17 protein-coding genes are annotated in these 21,998 nt (G+C 64.3%); 14 read left to right on the top strand and 3 right to left on the bottom strand.

Annotated elements, in window-relative coordinates; all coding sequences use genetic code 11:
- Nucleotides 1-53: 53 nt before the first annotated feature.
- Nucleotides 54-566: a methyltransferase family protein gene (locus JQN66_RS09645; protein WP_204674610.1), complete on the top strand. Its 513-nt coding sequence runs from the start codon at nt 54-56 to the stop codon at nt 564-566.
- 111 nt (nt 567-677) lie between these two features.
- Here JQN66_RS09645 and JQN66_RS09640 read toward each other — a convergent pair whose 3' ends face one another.
- Entirely contained in the window at nt 678-2,996 is a 2,319-nt protein-coding gene (locus JQN66_RS09640) for a hypothetical protein (RefSeq protein ID WP_204674608.1), read from the bottom strand.
- Nucleotides 2,997-3,016: 20 nt separating this feature from the next.
- Between JQN66_RS09640 and JQN66_RS09635 the strand changes: the two genes are divergently transcribed.
- The 12 genes from JQN66_RS09635 to JQN66_RS09580 all read left to right on the top strand — a co-directional run bounded on the left by JQN66_RS09635 (nt 3,017) and on the right by JQN66_RS09580 (nt 14,848).
- Complete coding sequence (locus tag JQN66_RS09635) at nt 3,017-3,607, top strand: hypothetical protein (protein WP_204674606.1); 591 nt, start codon at nt 3,017-3,019, stop codon at nt 3,605-3,607.
- 107 nt (nt 3,608-3,714) lie between these two features.
- Entirely contained in the window at nt 3,715-4,482 is a 768-nt protein-coding gene (locus tag JQN66_RS09630) for an SDR family oxidoreductase (RefSeq protein ID WP_188946879.1), read from the top strand.
- Between the two features lie 25 nt (nt 4,483-4,507).
- Nucleotides 4,508-5,245 carry a sirohydrochlorin chelatase gene (locus JQN66_RS09625; RefSeq protein WP_204674604.1) on the top strand — a complete coding sequence of 246 codons (738 nt, stop codon included), beginning with the start codon at nt 4,508-4,510 and terminating at the stop codon, nt 5,243-5,245.
- A 67-nt stretch (nt 5,246-5,312) separates the two neighbouring features.
- On the top strand, nt 5,313-7,013 hold the full coding sequence (locus JQN66_RS09620; protein ID WP_204674602.1) for a nitrite/sulfite reductase: 1,701 nt from the start codon (nt 5,313-5,315) through the stop codon (nt 7,011-7,013).
- Entirely contained in the window at nt 7,010-7,723 is a 714-nt protein-coding gene (locus tag JQN66_RS09615) for a phosphoadenylyl-sulfate reductase (protein ID WP_204674600.1), read from the top strand. The genes JQN66_RS09620 and JQN66_RS09615 overlap by 4 nt, the downstream gene beginning before the upstream one ends.
- Nucleotides 7,724-7,739: 16 nt before the next feature.
- Complete coding sequence (gene cysD, locus JQN66_RS09610; protein ID WP_204674598.1) at nt 7,740-8,663, top strand: sulfate adenylyltransferase subunit CysD; 924 nt, start codon at nt 7,740-7,742, stop codon at nt 8,661-8,663.
- A 1-nt stretch (nt 8,664) separates the two neighbouring features.
- A complete protein-coding gene (locus JQN66_RS09605) occupies nt 8,665-9,960 on the top strand; it encodes a sulfate adenylyltransferase subunit 1 (RefSeq protein ID WP_204674596.1) in 1,296 nt (431 codons plus the stop codon).
- Nucleotides 9,947-11,032 carry an ABC transporter substrate-binding protein gene (locus tag JQN66_RS09600; protein WP_204674594.1) on the top strand — a complete coding sequence of 362 codons (1,086 nt, stop codon included), beginning with the start codon at nt 9,947-9,949 and terminating at the stop codon, nt 11,030-11,032. The genes JQN66_RS09605 and JQN66_RS09600 overlap by 14 nt, the downstream gene beginning before the upstream one ends.
- Nucleotides 11,032-11,769 carry an ABC transporter ATP-binding protein gene (locus JQN66_RS09595; RefSeq protein ID WP_188946886.1) on the top strand — a complete coding sequence of 246 codons (738 nt, stop codon included), beginning with the start codon at nt 11,032-11,034 and terminating at the stop codon, nt 11,767-11,769. The genes JQN66_RS09600 and JQN66_RS09595 overlap by 1 nt, the downstream gene beginning before the upstream one ends.
- Nucleotides 11,747-12,604 (top strand): ABC transporter permease, encoded by an 858-nt coding sequence (locus JQN66_RS09590; RefSeq protein ID WP_204674591.1) that lies wholly within the window; start codon nt 11,747-11,749, stop codon nt 12,602-12,604. Before JQN66_RS09595 ends, JQN66_RS09590 begins: the two co-directional genes overlap by 23 nt.
- The gene (gene cobA, locus JQN66_RS09585) at nt 12,597-13,376 is read left to right on the top strand and encodes a uroporphyrinogen-III C-methyltransferase (RefSeq protein ID WP_204674589.1); all 780 of its coding nucleotides are present in this window, start codon (nt 12,597-12,599) and stop codon (nt 13,374-13,376) included. Before JQN66_RS09590 ends, cobA begins: the two co-directional genes overlap by 8 nt.
- 17 nt (nt 13,377-13,393) lie before the next feature.
- The gene (locus JQN66_RS09580; protein WP_204674587.1) at nt 13,394-14,848 is read left to right on the top strand and encodes an FAD-dependent oxidoreductase; all 1,455 of its coding nucleotides are present in this window, start codon (nt 13,394-13,396) and stop codon (nt 14,846-14,848) included.
- 100 nt (nt 14,849-14,948) lie between these two features.
- Here JQN66_RS09580 and JQN66_RS09575 read toward each other — a convergent pair whose 3' ends face one another.
- Nucleotides 14,949-16,163, bottom strand: a complete 1,215-nt coding sequence (locus JQN66_RS09575) for a 3'-5' exonuclease (RefSeq protein WP_239463977.1) — start codon at nt 16,161-16,163, stop codon at nt 14,949-14,951.
- A 273-nt stretch (nt 16,164-16,436) separates the two neighbouring features.
- Here JQN66_RS09575 and JQN66_RS09570 point away from each other — a divergent pair, with 273 nt between their 5' ends.
- Nucleotides 16,437-17,531: a hypothetical protein gene (locus tag JQN66_RS09570; RefSeq protein ID WP_204674584.1), complete on the top strand. Its 1,095-nt coding sequence runs from the start codon at nt 16,437-16,439 to the stop codon at nt 17,529-17,531.
- A 582-nt stretch (nt 17,532-18,113) separates the two neighbouring features.
- Here the strand turns inward: JQN66_RS09570 and JQN66_RS09565 are convergent.
- On the bottom strand, nt 18,114-21,920 hold the full coding sequence (locus JQN66_RS09565) for a restriction endonuclease (RefSeq protein WP_239463976.1): 3,807 nt from the start codon (nt 21,918-21,920) through the stop codon (nt 18,114-18,116).
- Between the last annotated feature and the right edge of the window lie 78 nt (nt 21,921-21,998).

Here is a 21,998-nt window from a genome sequence, read left to right as displayed (position 1 = left end):
ATGCGGCCCGAGAACCGTAGTCACGGGACTGTGCAGAGCGTACGATCGGTGACATGACGTCGCATGCCGCACCGAAGATTCCGCCGCCGCTGGTGGTCTTGGCCGCCCTTGGGGCGCAGCGGATGATGACAGACGGAAGGACCGGCTCGGTCGTTGCCAAGGGTGCCGCCGGCATTTTGGCCGCGGCAAGTGCAGGCTTGGCAATATGGGCGGATGTTGCATTCCGGGCGGCTCGAACCACGGTCGATCCGATGCACCCGGAGCGGAGCACCACACTCATTGTCTCCGGCGCATATCAAGCCAGCCGCAATCCGATCTATCTTGGCATGATTGGAGGGGTGGTCGCCCACGGGTTGTGGCGAGGCTCGATGCGAGCGCTGCTGCCCGCAGTCGGCGTGACGCTGTGGCTCGACCGGCTGCAGATCCCCGCCGAGGAAGAAGCCCTCGCCACTCTGTACGGTGAAGCCTATGAGAACTACCGCGAATCCGTGCCGCGCTGGATTCAAATTCCGTCCAGCTTGATTTGGGCGGCCAGCCGAGATCGCAAGGGTATCGTGGAGGGCTGATCCGGCCTGTTCGGAGTCATCAGGCGGACACCCTGTCGCGGAACTCGGAACTCGGGCATCCAACCTGGCGCGTGAACGGAAACCATCCAGGAGCGATTCGAGCGAAAAGGGTCAGCTGGCCTCTGAATTCAGTGCTGGATTGAGAATGAAGACCCAATCGAGGTTCTGCCTGTCCGCCAAGGGTATCAAGTCCCAAGAAACATGTTCATCTGACGCCGACAGTCCGGCGATCCGCGCTGCAAGCTGGGCTTCGGCCAAGAGTGTTGATTTCTTGCGTGTTGAACCGCTGATCCGCAACTGCTCGTGACCCTCCTGCGCGTGTTCCAGGGCAAGCATGGCAAACTCCAAGGCTCGTTCTCTGCCATCGAGCCTTCCGCAGACGGCCGATTGGTACAGTCTTGCGATCGCCAGGTTGTGCGCGCCGATGGGCGACTCGTCCATGTCGCCGATTTCCAATTTTCCCCAGTATCCGCGGTTAATGACCGAGACCGCTTCTTCCAACGCCTCCAGTGCGGTCTTGAAATCAGAAATCCCGGCATGATCCGGGTTCCTAACGATCTGGGCAACGGCTAGATCCCGTTGGGTGCGACCTTTGTTGATCATGCTTCCCAATACGCGACGCAGCGGAACTCCCGGCAGGTCTATTGCACGCTGGTGACGTTCGATAGCCGCCAGCCGGTTGTCCTCCCATTCGAGGAGCAAAGCCCAGAAGTTTTCCAGTTCGCGGGCTTCATTCGGAGTCCTCACGCGGTTTGGACGGGAAAAGAGTTCATCGAGCTTTTCGAGTTGGGTTCGAGCCAGTTCCGGATTCCACCCAGGTTCCTGTCGCCCGGCGCTTAGCATTAGCCAGACACTTCGGCGCAGAAAGCTGTCGAGCAATGGCGCATCGGTTAATGCGAACGCCTCAATCGAGTCCAGTTCGCACCGGGCTGCGTCATAGTCACCGATTCGTTCCAGTATGGTCGCCCGTTGCAGCGCGCCGGCGGTTCCGGTGAATGGAGCGATCCAGTTGGCAATGCGAATCGCAAGCTGTCCGTGCCCAGCGATCGAAAGCGGCTCATGAAGGAGCATGAGACTTTCTATCGTCAACTGCGGCAACAGCCGTCGCAGTTCGCTCGGAACGGCCAGCTCTTGCGCGATGACCTCGGCCAGCACGTTGATGCCGCGGTAGTGGCCCTTGGCCGCGGCGAGATTCACGTAGTGATTAAGCAAGATGCCGAATTCTGGCGATTCCCAATCCTCAGATTCGGTTCGCATGATCGTGATAAAAACGGAAGCGACATCGTCTTTGAGGTCATTCGGAAGCGGCGCATGGGCTGGGTTGCGCACCTCAAGCATGAGGGCGAGCTCCCGGTGCGCCGAGAGCGGATCCACCGCAGAAACGTTCCCGGCAGTGCGCAAAACCCCCGCGATGAGATCCGGCACAAATAATCGGTAATCTGTCACAAAGCGTTGCATCCATTGGGTGCCGCGTACGGACTGTTGGTCCGGGTCGCTTGGTTTAAACAACTGGTCGTAGCGTTCCGCCGCAAGGCGGTACGCGATGCCGGCATTCGGGAATTTTCCCGAACTAACTATTGCCGATCGCCACGGCTCGACGACCCGATAAGTGGAATGCTGGATGGCCAGGCCGTAGGCCTGCGTTGCAAGCAAACCTGCGACTTGTCCTAGCGATTCAAGGGATTCGCCAGCGCATCCAGCCTCGGCTGTGAATTCGTGATTCGGGATGGGCGATGACATGTTGAAGCAGACCTCGGGACACTGGTCGCGCAGTATTGTCAAAAAGTCCATGAGCTGGGCCTGCTCGTCATGATGGATATGAAGTTCCACATCGACCTCGACACCGCGGAAGCATTCGAGGATGCCATGGGGCCCAATCGAGTCAGGGGAGAGGGCATTCCAAATGACAACTCGTCTGACCAGCGACCGCTGGCATGAGGCTCGCAGTCGACGATTGATCCGAGACCGCGCTCTGGCCTCCTCGTTGATCCACCGCACGGCCAAGCCCCGGGCCCATCCGTCATCAGCGGAAATGAGCCTGGGGGCGAAACTCACTGCAGCCCCGCCCGCGAGGAAGGTCAAAAGCATGAGTGACCCTTGCCAGGGAGTCCCCAGCACACGATCAATGACTGTGGTGCCGACCAGTTGGTTGAACAGGTCAATAAGCGCGAGGACTACGAGCGTTCCACCGCCAATTAGCATTCCGACACCGAGGTTGGTTCCGCGCACGAGCCAGTAGGCGCGATCGCGGCGACCTGAAGCTGACCGGATCGCCTCATCAAGGATTTTGGCGGTGGCGCCGGGCCTCAGCAAAATTTCCAAGGTTCCCTCATGGCTGCGAAAGCCATTTTCCCGCAGATCTCCACAGTCATTGTCCAGCAGGCGATGCATTCCGTACTGTGCGATCCACTGCTTCCCGATAGCAGCCATCTACTCATAGTATGTGAGCCATGACACCTTTGGATGGAATTGCGGATCACGGTTTGTATATTTTCGGATACGGTTCCCTCGTCTCCGCAGAATCGGTATCTCGGACCTTGAAAAGGAAAATCGACCGGCAACAGATGCCAACTGGCCTGCTTCATGAGTATTCGCGTGACTGGGAAATTAGGGTGCCGATAATTTTCGAGGATGGGTATGCATGCAACGGACTTTTTCTGGACATCGCACCGCAGCGTGGTGCACTGATCAACGGCGTGTTGATCCCGGTCACCGAGGCGGAATTAGGGATGCTGATGCGGCGAGAAGCGCAGTATGACGCAGTTGAGGTTGCCGACCTGGTCCAATCCTCGGTTCCCTCCGGCGCCAGCATCATCGCTTTTCAAGGACGGCCTGAATTTCGCCGGGATACGGCTCAAATGCCCAGCTTCCGCCCACGGATTTACCGCGCTTTGGTCGAAGCCGCGGTATCAACGCGCGGAGAAGATTTCCTGGCACAGTTCCACGCCACCACACGTCGAATATCGGGAGTCGAATATGAGGGCAACTACCGCTTTGCCGACCTCGCCCAGGAGCTTGCCACCAGGCCGCCTTTGCATTAAACGGGCGGGCTTTCTGGAGGGGTTTGTGCCGGGAGACAAGCGGCCGGGCAACGTAGGAGAAAGCCGCGACATCCTGCGTGGAGGCCCAGAAGTCCTAAGCTAGAACCATGACTCTTTGGGAAAACACCTCGTCCAATCGTTCCGCCGTCGTCACCGGGGCCTCCTCCGGGATCGGCCAGGCCACCGTGCGCGCCCTGCGCGAGCAGGGATGGACCGTATTCGCCGTGGCCCGCCGCGCCGAGCGGCTGGAGGCACTGGCCAAGCAGACCGGCGCCATTGCGATCCCGGCCGATGTCAGCAACCAGACCGATGTGGACGCGCTGGCCTTGGCCGTGGCCGAGCACGGGGGTGCGGACACCCTGATCAACGTGGCCGGCGGCGCCCGGGGCACCGAATACTGGGCCGATGCGGTGGATGAGCATTGGGATTTCATGTGGCAGTCAAATGTCATGGGCACCATGCGCCTGACCCGCGCACTGCTGCCGCAGCTGCGCAAGACCGGGGGCACCATCGTGAACCTGACTTCCACCGCCGCCCTGGCCAGCTATGAAGGCGGCAGCGGCTACAACGCCGCCAAGGCCGCACAGAGCGCCATGACCCAGGCGCTGCGCCTGGAGGAAGTCGAGCACGGCATCCGCGTCATCGAGGTGCTGCCGGGCCTGGTGCAGACCGAGGAATTCGCGCTGCGCCGGCTGGGCAGCCAGCAGGCGGCGGACAGCGTGTACGCCGGGGTGGACAACCCGCTCACCGCCGAGGACGTGGCCGAGGTGATCCGGTTCGCGGTCAGCGCCCCCGCCCACGTGAACCTTGACCAGATCGTCATCCGCCCGCAGGCCCAGGCCGCCAACCACAAGCTGATCCGCGCCAACAAGTAGCCGGCCTTCCGGCAAGGAGCATTCCATGAGCACCAGCATCCCGCCGGCCATCCACGTGGTGGCCGCCTCGCACGGCACCGACAATCCCGACGGGCAGCGGCTGATCAACCAGCTGCGCGGACAGCTGGAGGGGCTGAGCGCCAACTGGCGTCCCGAGCTGCGCTGGCACGAGGCCTATGTGGACGTGCAGCAACCCTCCTTGCCGCAGGTCCTCGCGAGCCTGCCCGCCGGGGAGCCGGCCGTGGTGCTGCCGCTGCTGGTGGCCGACGGCGTGCACACCACGCATGACGTGGCTCAGGCCGTGGCCTCGCGGGACAGGACGATTGCCGCCGACCCGCTGGGCCCGCTGCCCGACCTCGCGAAGGTGCTGGCCCAGCGAGCCCGGCCGCACCTGGAGAATGATCCGATGGTCATCCTGGCCGCGGCCGGGACCCGGCTGGAGGTCGGCCAGCAGCAAATCGTCCAGCTCGCCGCCAAGCTGCAGGACCTGCTGGGCCGGGAGGTGGCCGTGGCCTACTGCGCCGGGGCGCAGCCGAACGTTCTCCATGCCGTTGCCGACGCAGGGTCCCGGCCGGTGCTGCTGCTCAGCGTCCTGCTGGCCGACGGATTCTTCCAGGACAAGCTCGCTAGCACGGGCGCCGCGGTCGTCACAAGCCCGCTGCTGCCGGACGTCACGATCGCCCAATGTTTCCTCGTGCGACTGAAAACCGCCCTTGAAACCGCCGGTTTCATGACGCCGCATGACGAAGTTCGAAGTCTTTAGGACTCGCGTGTTCATGTGACCTCCGGCGGTTGCCAGCCCCCGGGGCCGGTTTCCTACGCTGGGAAACATGACGCAGACAACCACACCGGCCCGGCCCCAACGGGCGGCCAAGCCCAACGGCCAATGGAAGATCGACGGCACGACCCCGCTGAACGCCAACGAGGAAATGAAGGCCGCAGACAACGGCCTGAACGTGCGCCAGCGCATCGAAGAGATCTACGCCGTGCAGGGCTTCGACTCCATCGACCACGAGGACCTGCACGGCCGCTTCCGCTGGTGGGGCCTGTACACCCAGCGCGCCCAGGGCATCCCGGGCGGCAAAACCGCGACGCTGAGCCCCGAGGAGCTCGAGGACCGCTACTTCATGCTGCGGGTGCGCATCGACGGCGGCGCGCTGAGCACGCAGCAGCTGCGCGTCATCGGCGGCATCTCCACCGACTTCGCCCGGGACACCGCGGACTTCACCGACCGCCAGAACATCCAGCTGCACTGGGTGGACGTGGTGGACGTGCCGGAGATCTGGCGCCGGCTCGAATCCGTCGGGCTGCACACCACCGAGGCCTGCGGCGACGTGCCGCGCGTCATCCTCGGCTCCCCGGTGGCGGGCATCGCCGCCGAGGAGATCATCGACCCCACCCCGGTGATCGCGGAGATCGCCCGTCGCTACGTCGGCAACCCGGAATTCGCGAACCTGCCGCGCAAGTTCAAGACAGCGATCTCCGGGCATCCCAGCCAGGACGTGGTGCATGAGATCAACGACGTGGCGCTGATCGGGATCGTGCACCCGCAGCTGGGCCCGGGCTACGACCTGTGGGTGGGCGGGGGACTGTCCTCCAACCCGCGGCTGGGCGAACGCCTGGGCGCGTTCGTCACCCAGGAGCAGGCCCCGGATGTCTGGGAGGGCGTCACCTCCATCTTCCGCGACTACGGCTACCGCCGGCTGCGCAACCGCGCCCGGCTGAAATTCCTGCTGGCCGACTGGGGCACGCAGAAGTTCCGCCAGGTCCTGGAGGACGAATACCTGGGCTACGCGCTGCCGGACATCGCCCCCGGACCGCAGCCGGAAACCGCCGGAGACCATTCCGGGGTGCATGAGCAGAAGGACGGCAAGTTCTACATCGGGCTCACCGCGGAAGCCGGGCGCGTTTCGGGCACCACGCTCACCGCCCTGGCCGACCTGGCCGAAGCCCACGGCTCCACCCGGCTGCGCACCACCCCGCACCAGAAGATCATCGCCCTGGACATCGCGTCGGAGCGGGTCGAGGACTTCGTGGGCGGCGCCCGCGCGCTGGGGCTGGAAGCCTACCCGGGGCTGCTGCGCCGCTCGGCCATCGCCTGCACCGGCATCGAGTACTGCAAGCTGGCCATCGTGGACACCAAGAACACCACCATCGACGCGGTGCGCCAGATCGAGGCGCGGCTGGCTGACCACGAGGGCAAGCTGCCCAAGGCGCTGTCCCTGCACGTGAACGGCTGCCCGAACTCCTGCGCCCGCGTGCAGACCGCGGACCTCGGCTTCAAGGGCCAGCTGATCACCAACGACGCCGGCGAGCAGGTTTCCGGGTTCCAGGTGCACCTGGGCGGCACGCTGGCCGGATTCGAGAACGGCGAGGCCAGCCTGGGCCGCACCGTGCGCGGCCTGAAGGTCGCCGCCGATGAACTGCCCGACTACGTCGAGCGCGTGGTGAAGAACTATTCGGCGCTGGCCGGGGACGGCGAATCCTTCGCCGCCTGGGCCCACCGCGCCGCCGAGGAGGACCTGTCATGAGCCCCCGCACCGCCAAAACCGAAGCCGAGCTGCGCGAGATCGCGGCGCTGGGCGCACAGGAACTGGGCTGGGACGCCAGCGCGGAGGAGGTCATCGCCTTCGCCGCCCGCCACCTGGAGGTGCGCGAGATCGCGGTGGCCTGCTCCATGGCCGACGCGGTGCTGCCGCACCTGGTGGCGCAGCAGCTGCCCGGGGTGGACGTGCTCTTCCTGGACACCGGCTACCACTTCACCGAAACCCGCATCACCCGCGACGAGGTCGCCGAAAGGCTACCGGTCACCGTGGTGGACGTGCTCCCGGAGCTGACCGTGGCCCAGCAGGATGAAAAATACGGCAAGGACCTGTTCGCCCGCGACGCGGCCGCCTGCTGCAAGCTGCGCAAGATGGACCCGCTCAAGCGCGCTCTGTCCGGCTACGGAGCCTGGTTCACCGGGGTCCGCCGCGACGAGGCTCCCACCCGCGGCAACACGCCGCTGGTCGCCTTCGACGAGACCCACGGGCTGCTCAAGTTCAACCCGGTGGCGGCCTGGAGCTTCGATGAGCTGATCGGCTACGCCGCCGGACACCAGGTTCCGGTGAACCTGCTGCTGGCCCACGGCTACCCCTCCATCGGCTGCGAACCCTGCACCCGGCCCGTCGCCGAGGGCGAGGACCCGCGCGCCGGACGCTGGGCCGGCCTGTCGAAAACCGAATGCGGCATCCACATCTAACCCCAAGGACATCCCCATGAGCCTCACCGCTACCGCCCGCCCCGGCACCCAGCGCAGCGTCCTGGACGCCCTGGAAGCCGAATCCATCCACATCATCCGCGAGGTGCTCGCCGAATTCGAGAAGCCCGGGCTGCTCTTCTCCGGAGGCAAGGACTCCGTGGTCGTGCTGCACCTGCTGGCCAAGGCCGTCTTCCCGGGCCGCGTGCCGATCCCCGTGGTGCACATCGACACCGGCCACAACTTCGGGGAGGTGCTGAACTTCCGCGACGCCGTGGTGGCCAGATACGGCCTGAACCTGGTGGTCGGCTCCGTGCAGGAATACATCGACCGCGGCCAGCTGGCGCAGCTGCCCGACGGCACCCGCAACCGGCTGCAGACCCGGGTGCTGCTGGACACCATCGAATCCAACGGCTTCGACGTGGTGTTCGGCGGGGCCCGCCGCGACGAGGACAAGGCCCGCGCCAAGGAGCGCATCCTGTCCCTGCGCGACGAGTTCGGCGTCTGGGATCCGCGCAACCAGCGCCCGGAGATCTGGAACCTGTACAACGGCCGCCACGAACCGGACTGGCATGTGCGCGCCTTCCCGATCTCCAACTGGACCGAAAGGGACATCTGGGCCTACATCCAGCGCGAGGAGATCGCGCTGCCCTCCATCTACTTCGCCCACCGCCGCCAGGTCTTCGAACGCGACGGCATGTGGCGGGCGGTCACCGCGGTCAGCCAGCCCGAACCGGGCGAGCAGGTGGCCATCCGCGAGGTGCGCTATCGCACCGTGGGGGACGCCAGCTGCACCGGCGCGGTGCTCTCCAACGCGGACACCGTCCAGAAGGTGCTCGACGAACTGGCCGTGGCCACGCTGACCGAACGCGGGGCCACGCGCGCTGACGACCGTATTTCCGCCGCGGGCATGGAAGACCGCAAGACCGAAGGGTACTTCTAAGATGACCACCACACTATTGCGCATCGCCACCGCCGGATCCGTGGACGACGGCAAGTCCACGCTGGTGGGCCGGCTGCTGCACGACGCCAAGGCCATCCTTGCCGATTCGCTGGACGACTTGGCCCGCACCAGCGCCGAACGCGGCTTCGGCGGCGAAGCCGGCGCGCTGGACCTGGCGCTGGTCACCGACGGGCTGCGCGCCGAACGCGAGCAGGGCATCACCATCGACGTGGCCTACCGCTACTTCTCCACCGCCCATCGCTCGTTCATCCTGGCCGACTGCCCGGGACACGTGCAGTACACCCGCAACACCGTCACCGGCGCGTCCACCGCGGACGCGGCGATCGTGCTGGTCGACGCCCGCCACGGGGTGCAGGAGCAGACCCGCCGCCACCTGGGGGTACTGGCCCTGCTGCGGGTCCCGCAGCTGGTGCTCGCGGTGAACAAGATGGACCTGGTCGGCTGGGACGAGCAGCGCTTCACCGAGATCGAGAACCAGGTCCTGGACCTGGCCGAGGAGCTGGGCGTCCAGGCCGCGACCGTCGTCCCGGTCAGCGCGCTGCACGGAGACAACGTGGTGGACCCCTCCGCCGCGTCGCCATGGTACGCCGGCCCCACCCTGCTGGGGCTGCTCGAGGAACTGGAGCCGGCGCAGCCATCCGGCGCGGCCCGGCTGGACGTGCAGTACGTGATCCGCCCGCAGGGAGGGCTGGCCCCCGGACTCGACGCGGAGGAATACCGCGACTACCGCGGCTACGCCGGCACCCTGGCCGACGGCAGCCTGTCGGTGGGCGATACGGTCGGCATCCTGTCCAACGGCTACCCGGCGGCCAGCCGCGTGCAGGCCATCGGCACGCCGACCGGGCCGGTGCACACCGCGCACCCCGGCGAGGCGATCGTGCTGGAACTGGCCGACGAGGTGGACATCGCCCGCGGGGACACCGTGGTGTCCGGTCCGCCGCCGCAGGCGGTCCGCGAATTCGACGCGGAGGTCTGCGTCCTGGCCCAGGCCACGCTGGCCGCGGGGCAGCGGGTGCTGCTCAAGCACGGCACCAAGGTCGCGGCCGCCAAGATCGCGCAGATCACGAACGTGCTCAACGTGGCGGACTACACCCGCACCCCCGCCGACACCCTGGGCCTGAACGACCTGGGACGGGTGAGCGTGCGCAGCTCCGCGGCGCTGTCGGTCGACCCGTACCGGGACTCGCGCGCCGGCGGCAGCTTCCTGCTCATCGACCCCGCCACCGGGCGCACGCTGGCCGCCGGGATCATCGAGGCGGATCATGCAGCCGCCTGAGCGCCCGGCCGCCGGACGCACCCGGCTGACCGCCCACGCCCCGCGCGCCAACCGGCGCGGCCGGGCGATCGGGGCCGGGGCGGTGGTGCTGCTGGCCGCCGCTGCGGTGCTGACCGCCTTCGCCCCCGCGCCGGCCGGCGGGCTCGGCACGGCCGCCGACCAGGGGCCGGCCGCGACCCTGCGCCTGGGCTATTTCGCGAACGTCACGCACGCCCCGGCGCTGGTGGCCGATGCCAACGGCTACCTGGACGACGCGCTGGGCGCGGACGGCACCACGCTGGAAACGCAGATCTTCGCCGCGGGGCCGGCGGCCATTGAGGCGCTGAACTCCGGGGCCATCGACGCGGCCTACCTGGGACCCAGCCCGGCGCTGAACAGCTACCTCTCCAGCGGGGGGACCTCGCTGCGCATCATCGCCGGGGCCGCTTCCGGCGGGGCCAGCCTGGTCACCACCAAGCAGATTACGCAGGTGTCCCAGCTGGCCGGCACCGAGCTGGCCACCCCGCAGTACGGCGGCACCCAGGACGTGGCGCTGCGCAGCTTCCTGCGGGATCAGGGCCTGTCCGATGCCGTCACCGTCACCCCGAGCTCCAACGGCACCGTCCCGCAGCTGTTCGCCCGCGGATCCATCGACGGGGCCTGGCTGCCCGAACCGCACGCCTCGCTGCTGGTCGAGAAGTACGGGGCGCACCGCCTTGTCGACGAGGCGGACCTGTGGCCCGGGGGCAGGTTCCCCACCACGGTGCTGGTGGCCTCGCAGGAGTTCATCGCCAAGCACCCGGACACCGTCCGGGAACTGGTGCAGGCCAACGCGCAGGCGGTGCGCTGGCTGAATGCCGCCGGGCAGCGGGAGACGCTGGACACGATCCAGTCCGCGCTGGCCGCGCTGGGCTCGGGCACCCTGCCCGACGCGGTGATCTCATCGGCCCTCGAACAGGTCAGCTTCGACACGACCCCGCTGGCCGGGACCTTCGCCACGCTGGTGAACCATGCGGCGGCCGTGGGCATCGGTGAACGCGGCAGCCTCGAAGGCCTGGTCGACGACTCGTTCAATGACAAGGCGGAGCGGTAATGGGAGTGCTGCTGAACGAGGTCTCCCTGAGCTATCCGGGCACCGGGCTGGTCATCGACCGGCTCAGCGCCCAGATCGAGGACGGCGAATTCATCGCCGTGCTCGGCGCCTCCGGGTGCGGCAAGTCCTCGCTGCTGAACCTGATCGCCGGGCTGCTGGCCCCCACCGGCGGCTGGCTGGAGGTCCCGGACGACGGGGCGGCCTTCATGTTCCAGGATTCGAACCTGCTGCCCTGGCTGACCGCCGGGGAGAACGTGGACCTTGCCCTGAAGCTCGCCGGGCAGCCCAAGGCCGACCGGCCTGCGCGGATCACCCGGCTGCTGGAGCTGGTTCAGCTGGGGCATGCGGCGCACAAGAAGCCGCACGAGCTCTCCGGCGGCATGCGCCAGCGCGTGGCGCTGGCCCGGGCGCTGGCCCAGGACCGGCAGGTGCTGCTGATGGACGAGCCCTTCGCGGCGCTGGATGCCATCACCCGGGACCTGCTGCACGAGCAGCTGCGCTCGCTGTGGGAGCAGACCGGCAAGACCATCATCTTCGTGACGCACAACGTGCGCGAGGCCATCCGCCTGTCCGGGCGGATCCTGGTGCTCTCCTCCCACCCCGGGCGCATCCTGGAAACCCGGAGGATCACCGAGGACCTGCGCCGCACCCCGGCCCTCGCGGCCGCGCTGGCCGACGAACTGACCGCCATCCTGCGAAAGGAGCAGCGAAAACATGAGCGCACCAACTCAAGCTAGGATCCGGCCCGCCGTGCCCGCGGCTCTGGCGCTGCGCCGCCGCGGGCGCGCGGACGCGGTCATCGCGCCGATCATCACGCTGATCGTGCTGGTCAGCCTGTGGCAGATCGCGGCGTGGGCCTCGCCGCTGCGCGAAGACCTGTTTCCCGGCCCGGCGGCCGTGGCCGCCAAGCTGCCCGAGCTGCTGGCCGACGGGTCGCTGCTCTCCGCGGTGGGCACCTCGCTGTTCCGGGCGCTGTCCGGATTCGCGATCGCGGTGCTGATCGCCACCCCGGCGGCCCTGCTGCTGGCCCACCTGCCGCTGTTGCGCAAGGGCCTGGGGCCGCTGGTCTCGGCCATGCAGGTGCTGCCCTCCATCGCCTGGGTGCCGGCGGCGATCATCCTCTTCGGGCTGAGCGATGCGACCATCTACACCGTGCTGCTGCTCGGGGCGATTCCCTCGATCATCAACGGGCTGCTGTCCGGGATCGACATGATCCCCGCCCAGTACTCGGCCCTGTCACGGGTGCTGGGGGCCGGCAAACGCCAGCACATCCTGTACGTCCAGCTGCCCGCGGCGCTGCCCGGCTACGTGGCCGGCTTGCGCCAGGGCTGGGCCTTCGCCTGGCGTTCGCTCATGGCCGCGGAGCTGATCGCGGTGGGCGGGTCGCTCGCCCTGGGCGTCGGCTCGCTGCTGCAACGCGGCCGGGACCTGGCCGATCTGCCCCTGGTGATGTTGGTCATACTGGTTATCCTGCTGGTGGGCGTGCTGATCGAACTACTGTGTTTTGCCCCGCTGGAACGCAAACTGCTGCGCGACCGCGGAATGACTCGAACTGGAGAAAACCATGCCTAAAGGACATATCACCCTCATCGGCGGGGGACCGGGAGACCCGGAACTGATCACCGTCGCCGGATACAAGGCCCTGCTCGCCGCGGAGGTGGTGCTGGCCGACCGGCTGGGACCGACCGAACTGCTCGCGGACCTGGCCGACGACGTGATCGTGGTGGACGTGGGCAAGGCCCCTGGCTGCCATGTGAAAACCCAGGAAGAGATCAATGAATTACTGGTCAAATACGCTTTGGAAGGCAAGAATGTGGTGCGCCTGAAGGGCGGGGACCCGTTCGTGCTGGGCCGCGGCGGCGAGGAGCTGCTCTACGCCGCCGAATACGGCATCCCGACCCGGGTGATCCCGGGGATCACCAGCTCCATCTCGGTTCCTGCCGCAGCCGGCATTCCGGTGACCCATCGCGGCGTGGCCGCGGGGTTCACCGTGGTCAGCGGCCACACCGAGCTGGCGGACGTGCCGATCCGCAGCGACCACACGCTGGCCGTGCTGATGGGAGTGGCGAATTTGCCGAAAATTGTTGAGACATTGCTTACCCGTGGTTTACCGTCAAGTACGCCAATTGCGATAGTTGAGCGAGGTTACTCACAGACGCAGCGCACAACTATCGGTACGCTAGAAGGGATTGTAAAGCGCGCCCGCAAGGCCGCAGTGGCGAATCCGGCCGTCATCGTGATTGGTGATGTCGTTCGGCTAGCCCCGGAAGCCTCCGACAGCCTGGCAGGCTTCCTGCCGCTAGAGAACGCCGACGCCCCCGCGGCGGCCACATTCGTTGACTAAGAAAGAGATGTTGTTTGATGAGTGAACTGATCGTCCCCGAGCACCTTTCGGCCCGCGCCCTGCGCGTGGCAATTGTCGGCGCCGGCCCGGCAGGCATCTATGCCGCTGATCTGCTCAACAAGAGCCAGCCGGTCTCCTCCGGCGCACTGAGCCTGAAGGTAGACCTCTTCGACGAGCTGCCGACCCCGTTCGGCCTGATCCGCTACGGCGTATCCCCGGACCACCCGCGCATCAAGGGAATCATCACCGCCCTGCACAAGGTGCTGAACAACGACTGGATCGACTTCTACGGAAACGTCGGACTGGGCCGCGACATCACCCTTGATGACCTGCGCGCCCGCTACGACGCGATCATCATCGCCACCGGCGCCCAGAAGGACGCGGACCTGAACATCCCGGGCATCGACCTGGACGGCTCCTACGGCGGCGCGGACTTCGTGTCCTGGTACGACGCCCACCCGGACGCGGACAAGGACTGGGACCTGTCGGCCCGCGAAGTCGCCGTCATCGGCAACGGCAACGTGGCCCTGGACGTGGCCCGCATCCTGTCCAAGCACGCCGACCAGCTGCTGGAAACCGAAATCCCGGCCCACATCTACGCGCAGCTGAACGATTCGGCCGTCACCGACGTGCACGTGTTCGGCCGCCGCGGCCCGGCCCAGGTGAAGTTCACCCCGCTGGAACTGCGCGAACTGTCCCACTCCAAGGACGTGGACATCGTGCTGTACCCGGAGGACTTCGAGTTCGACAAGGCCTCGGACGAGGCCATGAAGACCAACAACCAGACCAAGACCATGGTCTCCACGCTGACCAACTGGCTGATCGAGCAGGAAGAACGCGAAGAGGCACCGAGCGCCTCGCGCCGCCTGCACCTGCACTTCCTGCAGTCCCCGATCGAGGTCCTGGGCGACAACGGCAAGGTCGCCGGCCTGAAGGTCGAGCGCAACGAGCTGGACGGCAACGGCGGAGCCCGCGGCACCGGCGAGTTCGTCGAATACCCGATCCAGGCGCTCTACCGTGCGGTGGGCTACTTCGGCTCGGCCGTGGGCGAGATCGAATACGACGGCGCCAAGGGCGTGCTGCCCAACGTCGAGGGCCGCGTCCTGGACGCCGCCGGTACCCACGTGTCCGGCCTGTACGCCACCGGCTGGATCAAGCGCGGCCCGGTGGGCCTGATCGGCCACACCAAGGGCGATGCCCTGGAGACCATCAACCACCTGCTGGAGGACCTGGGCTCGCTGGCCCAGCCGACCATTGAGCAGTCCATCGCGGACCTGCTGGACGAGCGCGGCGTCGAGTTCTCCGACTGGGAGGGCTGGAAGTCCCTGGACGAGCACGAAAAGGAGCTGGGCGCCGCCGAAGGCACCGTGGCCACCCGTTTCGGCGAGATCACCCGCGACCGCATCAAGGTTGTCGAGCGCGGAGACATGATGGAATTCTCCCGCGCAAAAAAATTGGCTGAGAGTCTGTAAGCTCCACCCCAGACTCTGACATCGAAGGGATGGTCCCGCCGCAGCTGCCGGCGGGGCCATCCCTTCACGTTTCCGCCGTGAACCGGCGCCGCCGAGCGGTTCAGGCGAGCAGCGTGCTCCAGAGGTAGTCCTCGGACACTACGGGAATGTCGTAGTCCCTGGCCTTTCTGGCCTTGCCGGACAGCGAATCCGGATCGGCGGCCACCAGCAGGCTCACCTTCTTGGTGATCGCCTTGTGCGGCAGGTATCCCGCGGCGCGCAGCTCCGCTTCGATGTGGGCGCGGGCCCGGGACATGTCCCCGGTGAGCACCACCAGCGAGCCAGGTGCGATCCGCCCGTCCAGCGGCTCGGCCGCACGCGTGTGCGGCGCGAAATCCGCGGGCGGGATCAGCGCGTTTCCGAGCCGTTCCTCCGCCAGTCCCAGCAGCTCCGCGACGGTTGCGAGGTCAGCGAGCTCGTCCTCGGCCAGCTTGCCGTCGGCCCAGGCGGCGCGAACCAGCTGCTGGAAATACAGCTCATGCAGTTCCAGCGCCCCGGCCCGGTCCAATCCCAGCTCAGCGGCCAGGCGGATCAGCTGCTGTTCCTCGTGGGCCGACAGGTACCGGTCCATCAGCGCCCGGTCGAGGATCGCCAGGTAGTCGTCCTGGGCTTCGGTGCCGGCGAACTGGGGCAAGCGGGTAGCGAGCCGGTCCAGGAAATGGCCGTTGGGCTGCGCGGAGGCGGCGGTGCGCCGCACCGGCATGATGCGCCCGGAGGGTGAATCCTGCACCCATGCCGAGCGCGCCGCCCGATCCAGGCGCAGATCCCATTCGGGGTTCTGCTCGTCGAGCTCCATGTAGCGCGAGAGCAGGACGGCGGTGGCGGCCGCATCGCCGGCCGCGCTGTGGGCCGAGACAAGCTCGATGCCGAAGGAATCGCAGCAGTCCTGCAGCGAGCGTCCTGCACCGTGCAGGTACTGGTGGGACATGCGCATGGTGCACAACCCCTGTTCCAGGAAATGCCCCGGGACCGGCATTCCGGCCCGTCGGAATTCCGCCTCCAGGAAACGCGCATCGAAGGAGAGGTTGTGCGCCACCAGCACGGTGCCGGACAAGCGCCACTGGAGTTCTTCGGACAGATCGCTGAACGTCGGAGCACCCAGCAGATCGCGGCTCTGAATTCCGTGCAGCGACTGCTTGCCCACATCCCGTTGCGGGTTGATCAGCGTTTCCCAACGGTCCAGCACTTCGCCATGGCGGTTCATTCTCACGATGGCGATCTCGGCGATGCGGTCATGGCCGCCGGGGAACAACCCCGTGGTTTCCGTGTCAAGCACGGAGAAGACTCCACTTTCCATTTTCATATTTCCCCCTGTGCCATGCCGGTCGAATCCTGTCCCTCATATTCTCCCCACCGGGCGTGCGTGGCTGAAACCCGGCGCTTCACATAGGATCAGTTCACAGTCGCTTTTTCGTTCAGGTCGACCCCGAAGCCGCCACGGCCTCGGCATGAAGTGGATGGTGTGCCGTCAATGCGCAATGCTTTTCTTTCATCACTGAGGCATCTGTCCGAGGGGACGCGACTGTACGGTCGAGACCAGCCGGGGCAGATGGCTGCAATCCTCGCACTGAGCGTGTATATCCCTTTGACGCTGCCGCTGCTGCGCGAGGGTGTCTGGATCGGTTTTTCCGCGTGGATCGAGGCGGTGACGGTACCGGGCCCCGGACTGATTCTGGCAGGCTACGCAGTCATTGTGGCCATCGTGATCGCACTGGCGCTGACACCGCCAAGCATCGCGGCCAACGCGCCGCTGGCCCCCTACCCGGTGGAGCGGCCGGTCAAGAGCCGCATCATCCACAACTGCCGGCTCTTCCTGGGCAGCATGATCGGCTTGGGATTCATCGGGGTGTTGTTCACCTCCGGCATCGAGCGGCTGGAACACCTGGTGTGTGCCGCCGTGGGCGCGTTGCTGCTGCAACTGGGACACCTAGACGAGGTCAACGCCGCCCAGGCCGATGCGGTGCTTGAGCTGCTGGGGGATGAACCGCTGCAGGGTTATGACCGCTGGTATGCCAAGCAGTGGGGGCGGCCAAGGGCGGGGCGGCAGGTTCGTGCCCGGGCTTCGCTGGTGCGCCGCAAGCTCTGGATCGTGGTACTCATGATGCTGGTCCACCTGGGGGTGCTCGTCGCATACATTGCGGTGGTCCACGGAACGGCAGGCCTGGCGCGCCATTGGGCGACGGTCCTGTTCCTGTCTTCCGCCACATCGGTGGTGAACCTGTTGATCATCGACGCAGTTCTCGCCGCGTCGCTGGCGATCCGCCATAGCAGGGGGAGCCGCTATAGCATCTGGGTTTCGCATCCGGAAACGTATTTCGCACTGTTGGCGATCGGCGCCAAAATCCTCGCCGTCGCGGCCATGGCCGCGCTGCCGGTGCTGTGGATGAACGCAGAGAACAGGCAAACATCGCTGGCGTACCTGGTCTTCCTTGGCATCGAGTTGTTCTTCGTTTTCGTGCTGGTGCTGCTGCTGGTTCGCAGATGGCTTGCACCGGGCAACTTGCCTCCGCAGCCGCTGGGCCGATACGACGGCGATGCGATGGCGGTGCTGCTCAAGAAGCGAGCGGCCCGGGATCGCGCAGCTATACGCGGGGCAGTTGCTTACCGCAGGCACCATGAAGCCGCATCGCTGAAATCGTCCTAGCCCGACTAGTTCAAAGCAGCTGAAAAGTCTTCGGTTTTTTCCCGACGCAATATTTGATAAAAAAGACGCGACCCACGCAGAAGTGCCGATGCGGCTGCAATTTTTGGGAATTGCATTGCTCCGTGTTCTCTGTCTATTGCTGTCCCGAAGAATGGTGTCTAAATTGGCTAGCCGAGGCAGCTTATAGAGATCTACGAAGAGGGACCTCTACGAGGCATAGGGCAACCAGCGACAAGATACCGACTCCAAGGCGGACGAGGCCGATTGGCACCAGATCGATTACTTGCGATGAATAAAATTCCACCGGTCCAACCTGCTTTCCATCCCAATCGTATTTTGGGTGGTCAGGAAGAATATTCCCAAGACAGTGGAAACTGAGGCAACTGTCCAACCAAGAATTTGAAAGAGCTTTGTCGCGCTAGTAAGTGACATCTTCACTTAGAACGTGTTGCGAAAGTCTGAGATATTTTTGGGGGTGCTTAAATTACGGTCTGCAGACCGTCTGTCGTAAAGCTGGCTGCACAATAGTGCAGCCAGTCGATCGCATCTCCCAGGGCCCGGGATTCTTGGCTTGCCCCCTGCCTACTGCCACTGCCGCGTTTCCCAATGGGACTGATCGCTTAGCCGCTCTTCTGCGATTCGGTTTGAGGCTCTTCGGGCCACGTCTTCGTAGAAGCATCGGACGAGCGATCCTTCCGGGTGGTTTTTGGCTAATTCGGTTGCTCCATCTCTCAACGCAATATCGTCCGGATCGTCAGCACCCACTGTGCGGGAATATGATCCGTACAAGAAGGAGGCGATTAGACCATTAATTACGCGTTGCTTGCTGAGGGGGGCCAGATCTTGTGCGATTCGAATCGCGTCTTCCACAAAAGCGGCGTTTTCCAGCACGAAACGTCGGGGTGCGTTCTGGAGTAGGTTCTCTACGAGCTGGATACGGCGATCCTCTCGTGTGCGGATCAGATCGAGGAGGATAGTGAGTACTTCTGCATCGAAGTGTCTAGCGACTTGCTCGAAGAGTTGCGTTCCCCACGTTTCCCGTTGCCCGTCGTCACCGTCTATGATCCATTCGACTATCTCGGCGAGGGCTTTTGGAAAGTAGACAGTCGACCTGAACTCCAGGGGGTCAGACCAGCTGTAGGGGAGTGCCTCGTAGGTATTATGGTCTTTTTCAGCTGCGTTGTCTATGCGATTCTGGAGCAGACGAAGTGCTGACGCGGGGTCATCCTTGATCTGCATATTCAGTAGGCGGGCGAAACCGTAGCTGTCTAGCGACGGCGTCAACGCAAAGCGTGCAAGCAACGTTTGTCGGTCGGATTCGGGCAGTTCCAGCCAACTTAGAACCCTTCCATCGGTCAACAGGTCGGCCACCACTTCAGCAAGACCCGTGTCTCGGCCAACCGATGCACCCATGACTAGTTCGAGAACAAGGTCGTGGTCTTCCGGTTGCCACCAACGGGCGGCGCCAAGAAGCTTGGTCGTGATGGTCTCGTCGTTCAGGGCGGCGAGTTGCCGAACTACCATCCTTTGACCATCCATGATTGTCGCTCCTCGTTGGCTCGCGATTGCGGACGCTACAAGGTGCGCGCCATCTACACTCATACCCATGAGAGTCGACGCGGCAACATCGGCTATCGGGTCTTTGAGGGCGAACAGCGTCATCATGGCTACACGCTGCGTGGTCATCGATGCGTCGTCACCAACTGAAGGTCTTGCGAGGGCGGTTCGAGCAATCCCCGGACGATCCTCAAAGAGTCGTACCAGAAACTGGTCTGGTGAAAGGAACTTGCCGGTAGCTAATTGCTCGTCCCGCATGAGCCGGTGCATGCGCTCAAGTATTTCCTGATCGGTGAGAGTCAGCGACCATTCGTTCGCGATCTCGCTGGTCATGCGATCCGACGAGTTCATTGAGCGCTCATATCGAGACATTGCTTGATCTGTTTGTTCTTCAGCAGTATTCTCTTCATAGTCGTCATCAATGGCCCAACCGGGGCGCAGTAACCGGGTAAACATGTAGTCGGTGTCGATTACAAGCCGTCGACGTACAACACGTGCCTGCATGCCACACTCGCCAGTCCCGTAGTTCGCTTGCCAATTGAGAGCGCGAACAGCCGACAGCCGGACGCTTGGGGATGCACTCGGATCTGCCAGTACGTCGCCGATGAAGTCGAGGACGAGCTCGGTTTCCGAAGTCGTGGCTGCATTTCGACCAGCTGTTCGTAGAGCTTCTGACAAGATGTCGATCGCAGCAAGTGCTGTTCGCGGTTCTGACCGTAGGTGCTGTCCGGCGATCTCTATAGCCTGGCGCCGTAGCGGTTGTACAGTTTCCATGCTGATGTTGTGTCGGGTCATCGTTATCGACCCTCGTCTGGACTCTGTAATTGTGACTTCTGTAGCAAGTACCCCTTTGAGGAGCGATATCAAGGCAGGGTGGTCAGCCGTCCGTTTGTTGTCAGCGAGCCAGTGACCGACGGTTTCAAGGAATCGTGTATTGAAACTGACCGGCCTGCGGGGGCTGTACTTGCCGATTTCGCGGAGCAGTCGCATCGCGTGCCCCGGGTTTTGATGTTCTGCCCGGCTATCGTTTCGTCCGATTGCATACAGCAGCTCCATGCCTCGTTCCAAATAGTCCGGGTCGTAGGTCGCATTGCGAATGAGGCCAGTTAGGGTTTGGTTGGTGGATTCGGCGGTGACGTATGGGTCACCTCCCCATAGGCGCGCAATGACGTTCTCTTCGTCTGGGGCGGGATTGTTAATGATCTGCTGTGCAAGGTCCAATGCGTCTCCGGCGTGCACGGCGGCCACTGCTTCGACGCCACTAATGACGCTTTTGCGCTCGGAGTTGCTCATTTCAAGAACGGACTCCGTCAAGCTCGCCCAAAGTGCTGAACCCAGACGTGAGTCACTGTTCTGGCGCCGATGCCAATCGATGAGGCTGACATTGCGAATAGCATTGGCCAACGCACCACCACGGACGAGCTGAGAGATACGGGCTGACCATCTTGTGTCAATTCCACTGCGGGTAACCAAGGCGCGTTCAAGAATTGCCTCACCGAGAAGATCTGGCACGACGCGCACTGACTGCGCCCGGCGCATGACAATGCCCAAATCTTCCAATTCGTCAATGGTGCGGAGTACTGCGTGTTCCGGCTGATCGCTTAGAGCAGTTAGTGAGCCCAGCGATTCCGAGTCGTCGAGTCGAGCGGGCTGCACAGAGGCAATCGCGTCAAGAACGGCGCGTTGCTGCTCACCGTTTGAACCACGGGTCAGCACGTCAGCGAAATGGGTCAGGATTTCTTCACGAAGGTCACCTTTTCCAAGAAGCGACTCGGCGAGGAGGTGCCCATCCTTGATGAGGTGTGCACCGATAACAATCAGCAAGGGACAGTCATATCCGGCACGACCCAATTGCTCCACCGTCCATGGCGAAGCGAGCTTTCCAAGTGCTTCTCGTGCGAGCTCCTCGGCTTCAGAGATAGGTAGATCCGTTACTTCAACCTTGATCTTGCTGGCTGAGGCGTGTGCAATAGACAATCGGTTGAGCAACTCGGGTTCAAGCTGCGGGCGAATTGAGAGCACCACCGTGGCATCTGGACGGGCTGCACAGATCCCAGCGACAAGCGATTCGGCAGAAGAATCGAGGCTAAGGGCATCGTCGAGGAGGATGACCGGAGCGCCCTCGGGAAGGAGATCGAACGTTTCGGCAGATATTGGGCCCTTCGACGCGAAGCGTACCTGTCGTGCAGACTCCGTGCGCGCCAATTCGGTTAGAAGCCGGGTTTTCCCTATGCCGCCGCGCCCGACCACAAGCACGATGCGTTCATGGTCTGCGATCAGTTGGGAAAGCCGCTGTAATTCACTGTCTCGTCCTACGAGACCGAATTGCCTGTCGTATCCAAGCCTGCCTGCCAGCGCAGGCTCATACTCAGTGACTAGCAGCCACGGCGAGGAAGCCGGTATGCCGAGAAACTGCTCACGCATTCGAGGGAAATAGGCGTCGATCAACCGGAGCTGCGTTTCATTCGGAAGATCGCGCACACGTGTAGTCAGATCCTCTCCGTCCCACAGTTTCCACCCTGGGTGCTTCTGTATCTCAAGCCGTGCCCCTGGGCTAGCCGTCGGGCGGCTGAGAGCAAGAAGCCCGGACGTTATTTCGGCTTCGGAGCGGACTTCCTTCACCACCTTCTTGACATCAGCGGGACCAAAGCGTTTTTCATGCTTGCACTGAATACCGAGTCGAGTACCCTGGCCAGTTGCGAACACATCGACACCAAATTGCTTGTAGCCGGTGGAACCATTCCGCGTGACCTCCAACTCAGGGTGTAGACCGCGGTAAAGGTCGCGGATGAAGGCCTCGAAAGCCTCATCAGTAAGTTGTTCGAAAGGCAAGACACGAGGCCGAGGCTGACCCGCCGGGATTATAGGTGGGTCGTACTCTCCCGCTGCTCGGACGATGGCAAGTTCCAA

Source organism: Glutamicibacter protophormiae (assembly GCF_016894325.1).
In the GTDB taxonomy this organism is placed as follows: Bacteria; Actinomycetota; Actinomycetes; order Actinomycetales; family Micrococcaceae; genus Glutamicibacter; species Glutamicibacter protophormiae.
The sequence above is the reverse complement of the archived record's forward strand: the minus strand, read 5'-3'. Positions and strand labels throughout refer to the sequence as shown.

Excerpts from the sequence above, each read along its gene's own strand:
- JQN66_RS09645 (WP_204674610.1), top strand. The coding sequence starts at position 54 with ATGACGTCGCATGCCGCACCGAAGATTCCGCCGCCGCTGGTGGTCTTG.
- JQN66_RS09640 (WP_204674608.1), bottom strand. The coding sequence starts at position 2,996 with ATGGCTGCTATCGGGAAGCAGTGGATCGCACAGTACGGAATGCATCGC.
- JQN66_RS09635 (WP_204674606.1), top strand. The coding sequence starts at position 3,017 with ATGACACCTTTGGATGGAATTGCGGATCACGGTTTGTATATTTTCGGA.
- JQN66_RS09630 (WP_188946879.1), top strand. The coding sequence starts at position 3,715 with ATGACTCTTTGGGAAAACACCTCGTCCAATCGTTCCGCCGTCGTCACC.
- JQN66_RS09625 (WP_204674604.1), top strand. The coding sequence starts at position 4,508 with ATGAGCACCAGCATCCCGCCGGCCATCCACGTGGTGGCCGCCTCGCAC.
- JQN66_RS09620 (WP_204674602.1), top strand. The coding sequence starts at position 5,313 with ATGACGCAGACAACCACACCGGCCCGGCCCCAACGGGCGGCCAAGCCC.
- JQN66_RS09615 (WP_204674600.1), top strand. The coding sequence starts at position 7,010 with ATGAGCCCCCGCACCGCCAAAACCGAAGCCGAGCTGCGCGAGATCGCG.
- cysD (WP_204674598.1), top strand. The coding sequence starts at position 7,740 with ATGAGCCTCACCGCTACCGCCCGCCCCGGCACCCAGCGCAGCGTCCTG.
- JQN66_RS09605 (WP_204674596.1), top strand. The coding sequence starts at position 8,665 with ATGACCACCACACTATTGCGCATCGCCACCGCCGGATCCGTGGACGAC.
- JQN66_RS09600 (WP_204674594.1), top strand. The coding sequence starts at position 9,947 with ATGCAGCCGCCTGAGCGCCCGGCCGCCGGACGCACCCGGCTGACCGCC.
- JQN66_RS09595 (WP_188946886.1), top strand. The coding sequence starts at position 11,032 with ATGGGAGTGCTGCTGAACGAGGTCTCCCTGAGCTATCCGGGCACCGGG.
- JQN66_RS09590 (WP_204674591.1), top strand. The coding sequence starts at position 11,747 with ATGAGCGCACCAACTCAAGCTAGGATCCGGCCCGCCGTGCCCGCGGCT.
- cobA (WP_204674589.1), top strand. The coding sequence starts at position 12,597 with ATGCCTAAAGGACATATCACCCTCATCGGCGGGGGACCGGGAGACCCG.
- JQN66_RS09580 (WP_204674587.1), top strand. The coding sequence starts at position 13,394 with ATGAGTGAACTGATCGTCCCCGAGCACCTTTCGGCCCGCGCCCTGCGC.
- JQN66_RS09570 (WP_204674584.1), top strand. The coding sequence starts at position 16,437 with ATGGCTGCAATCCTCGCACTGAGCGTGTATATCCCTTTGACGCTGCCG.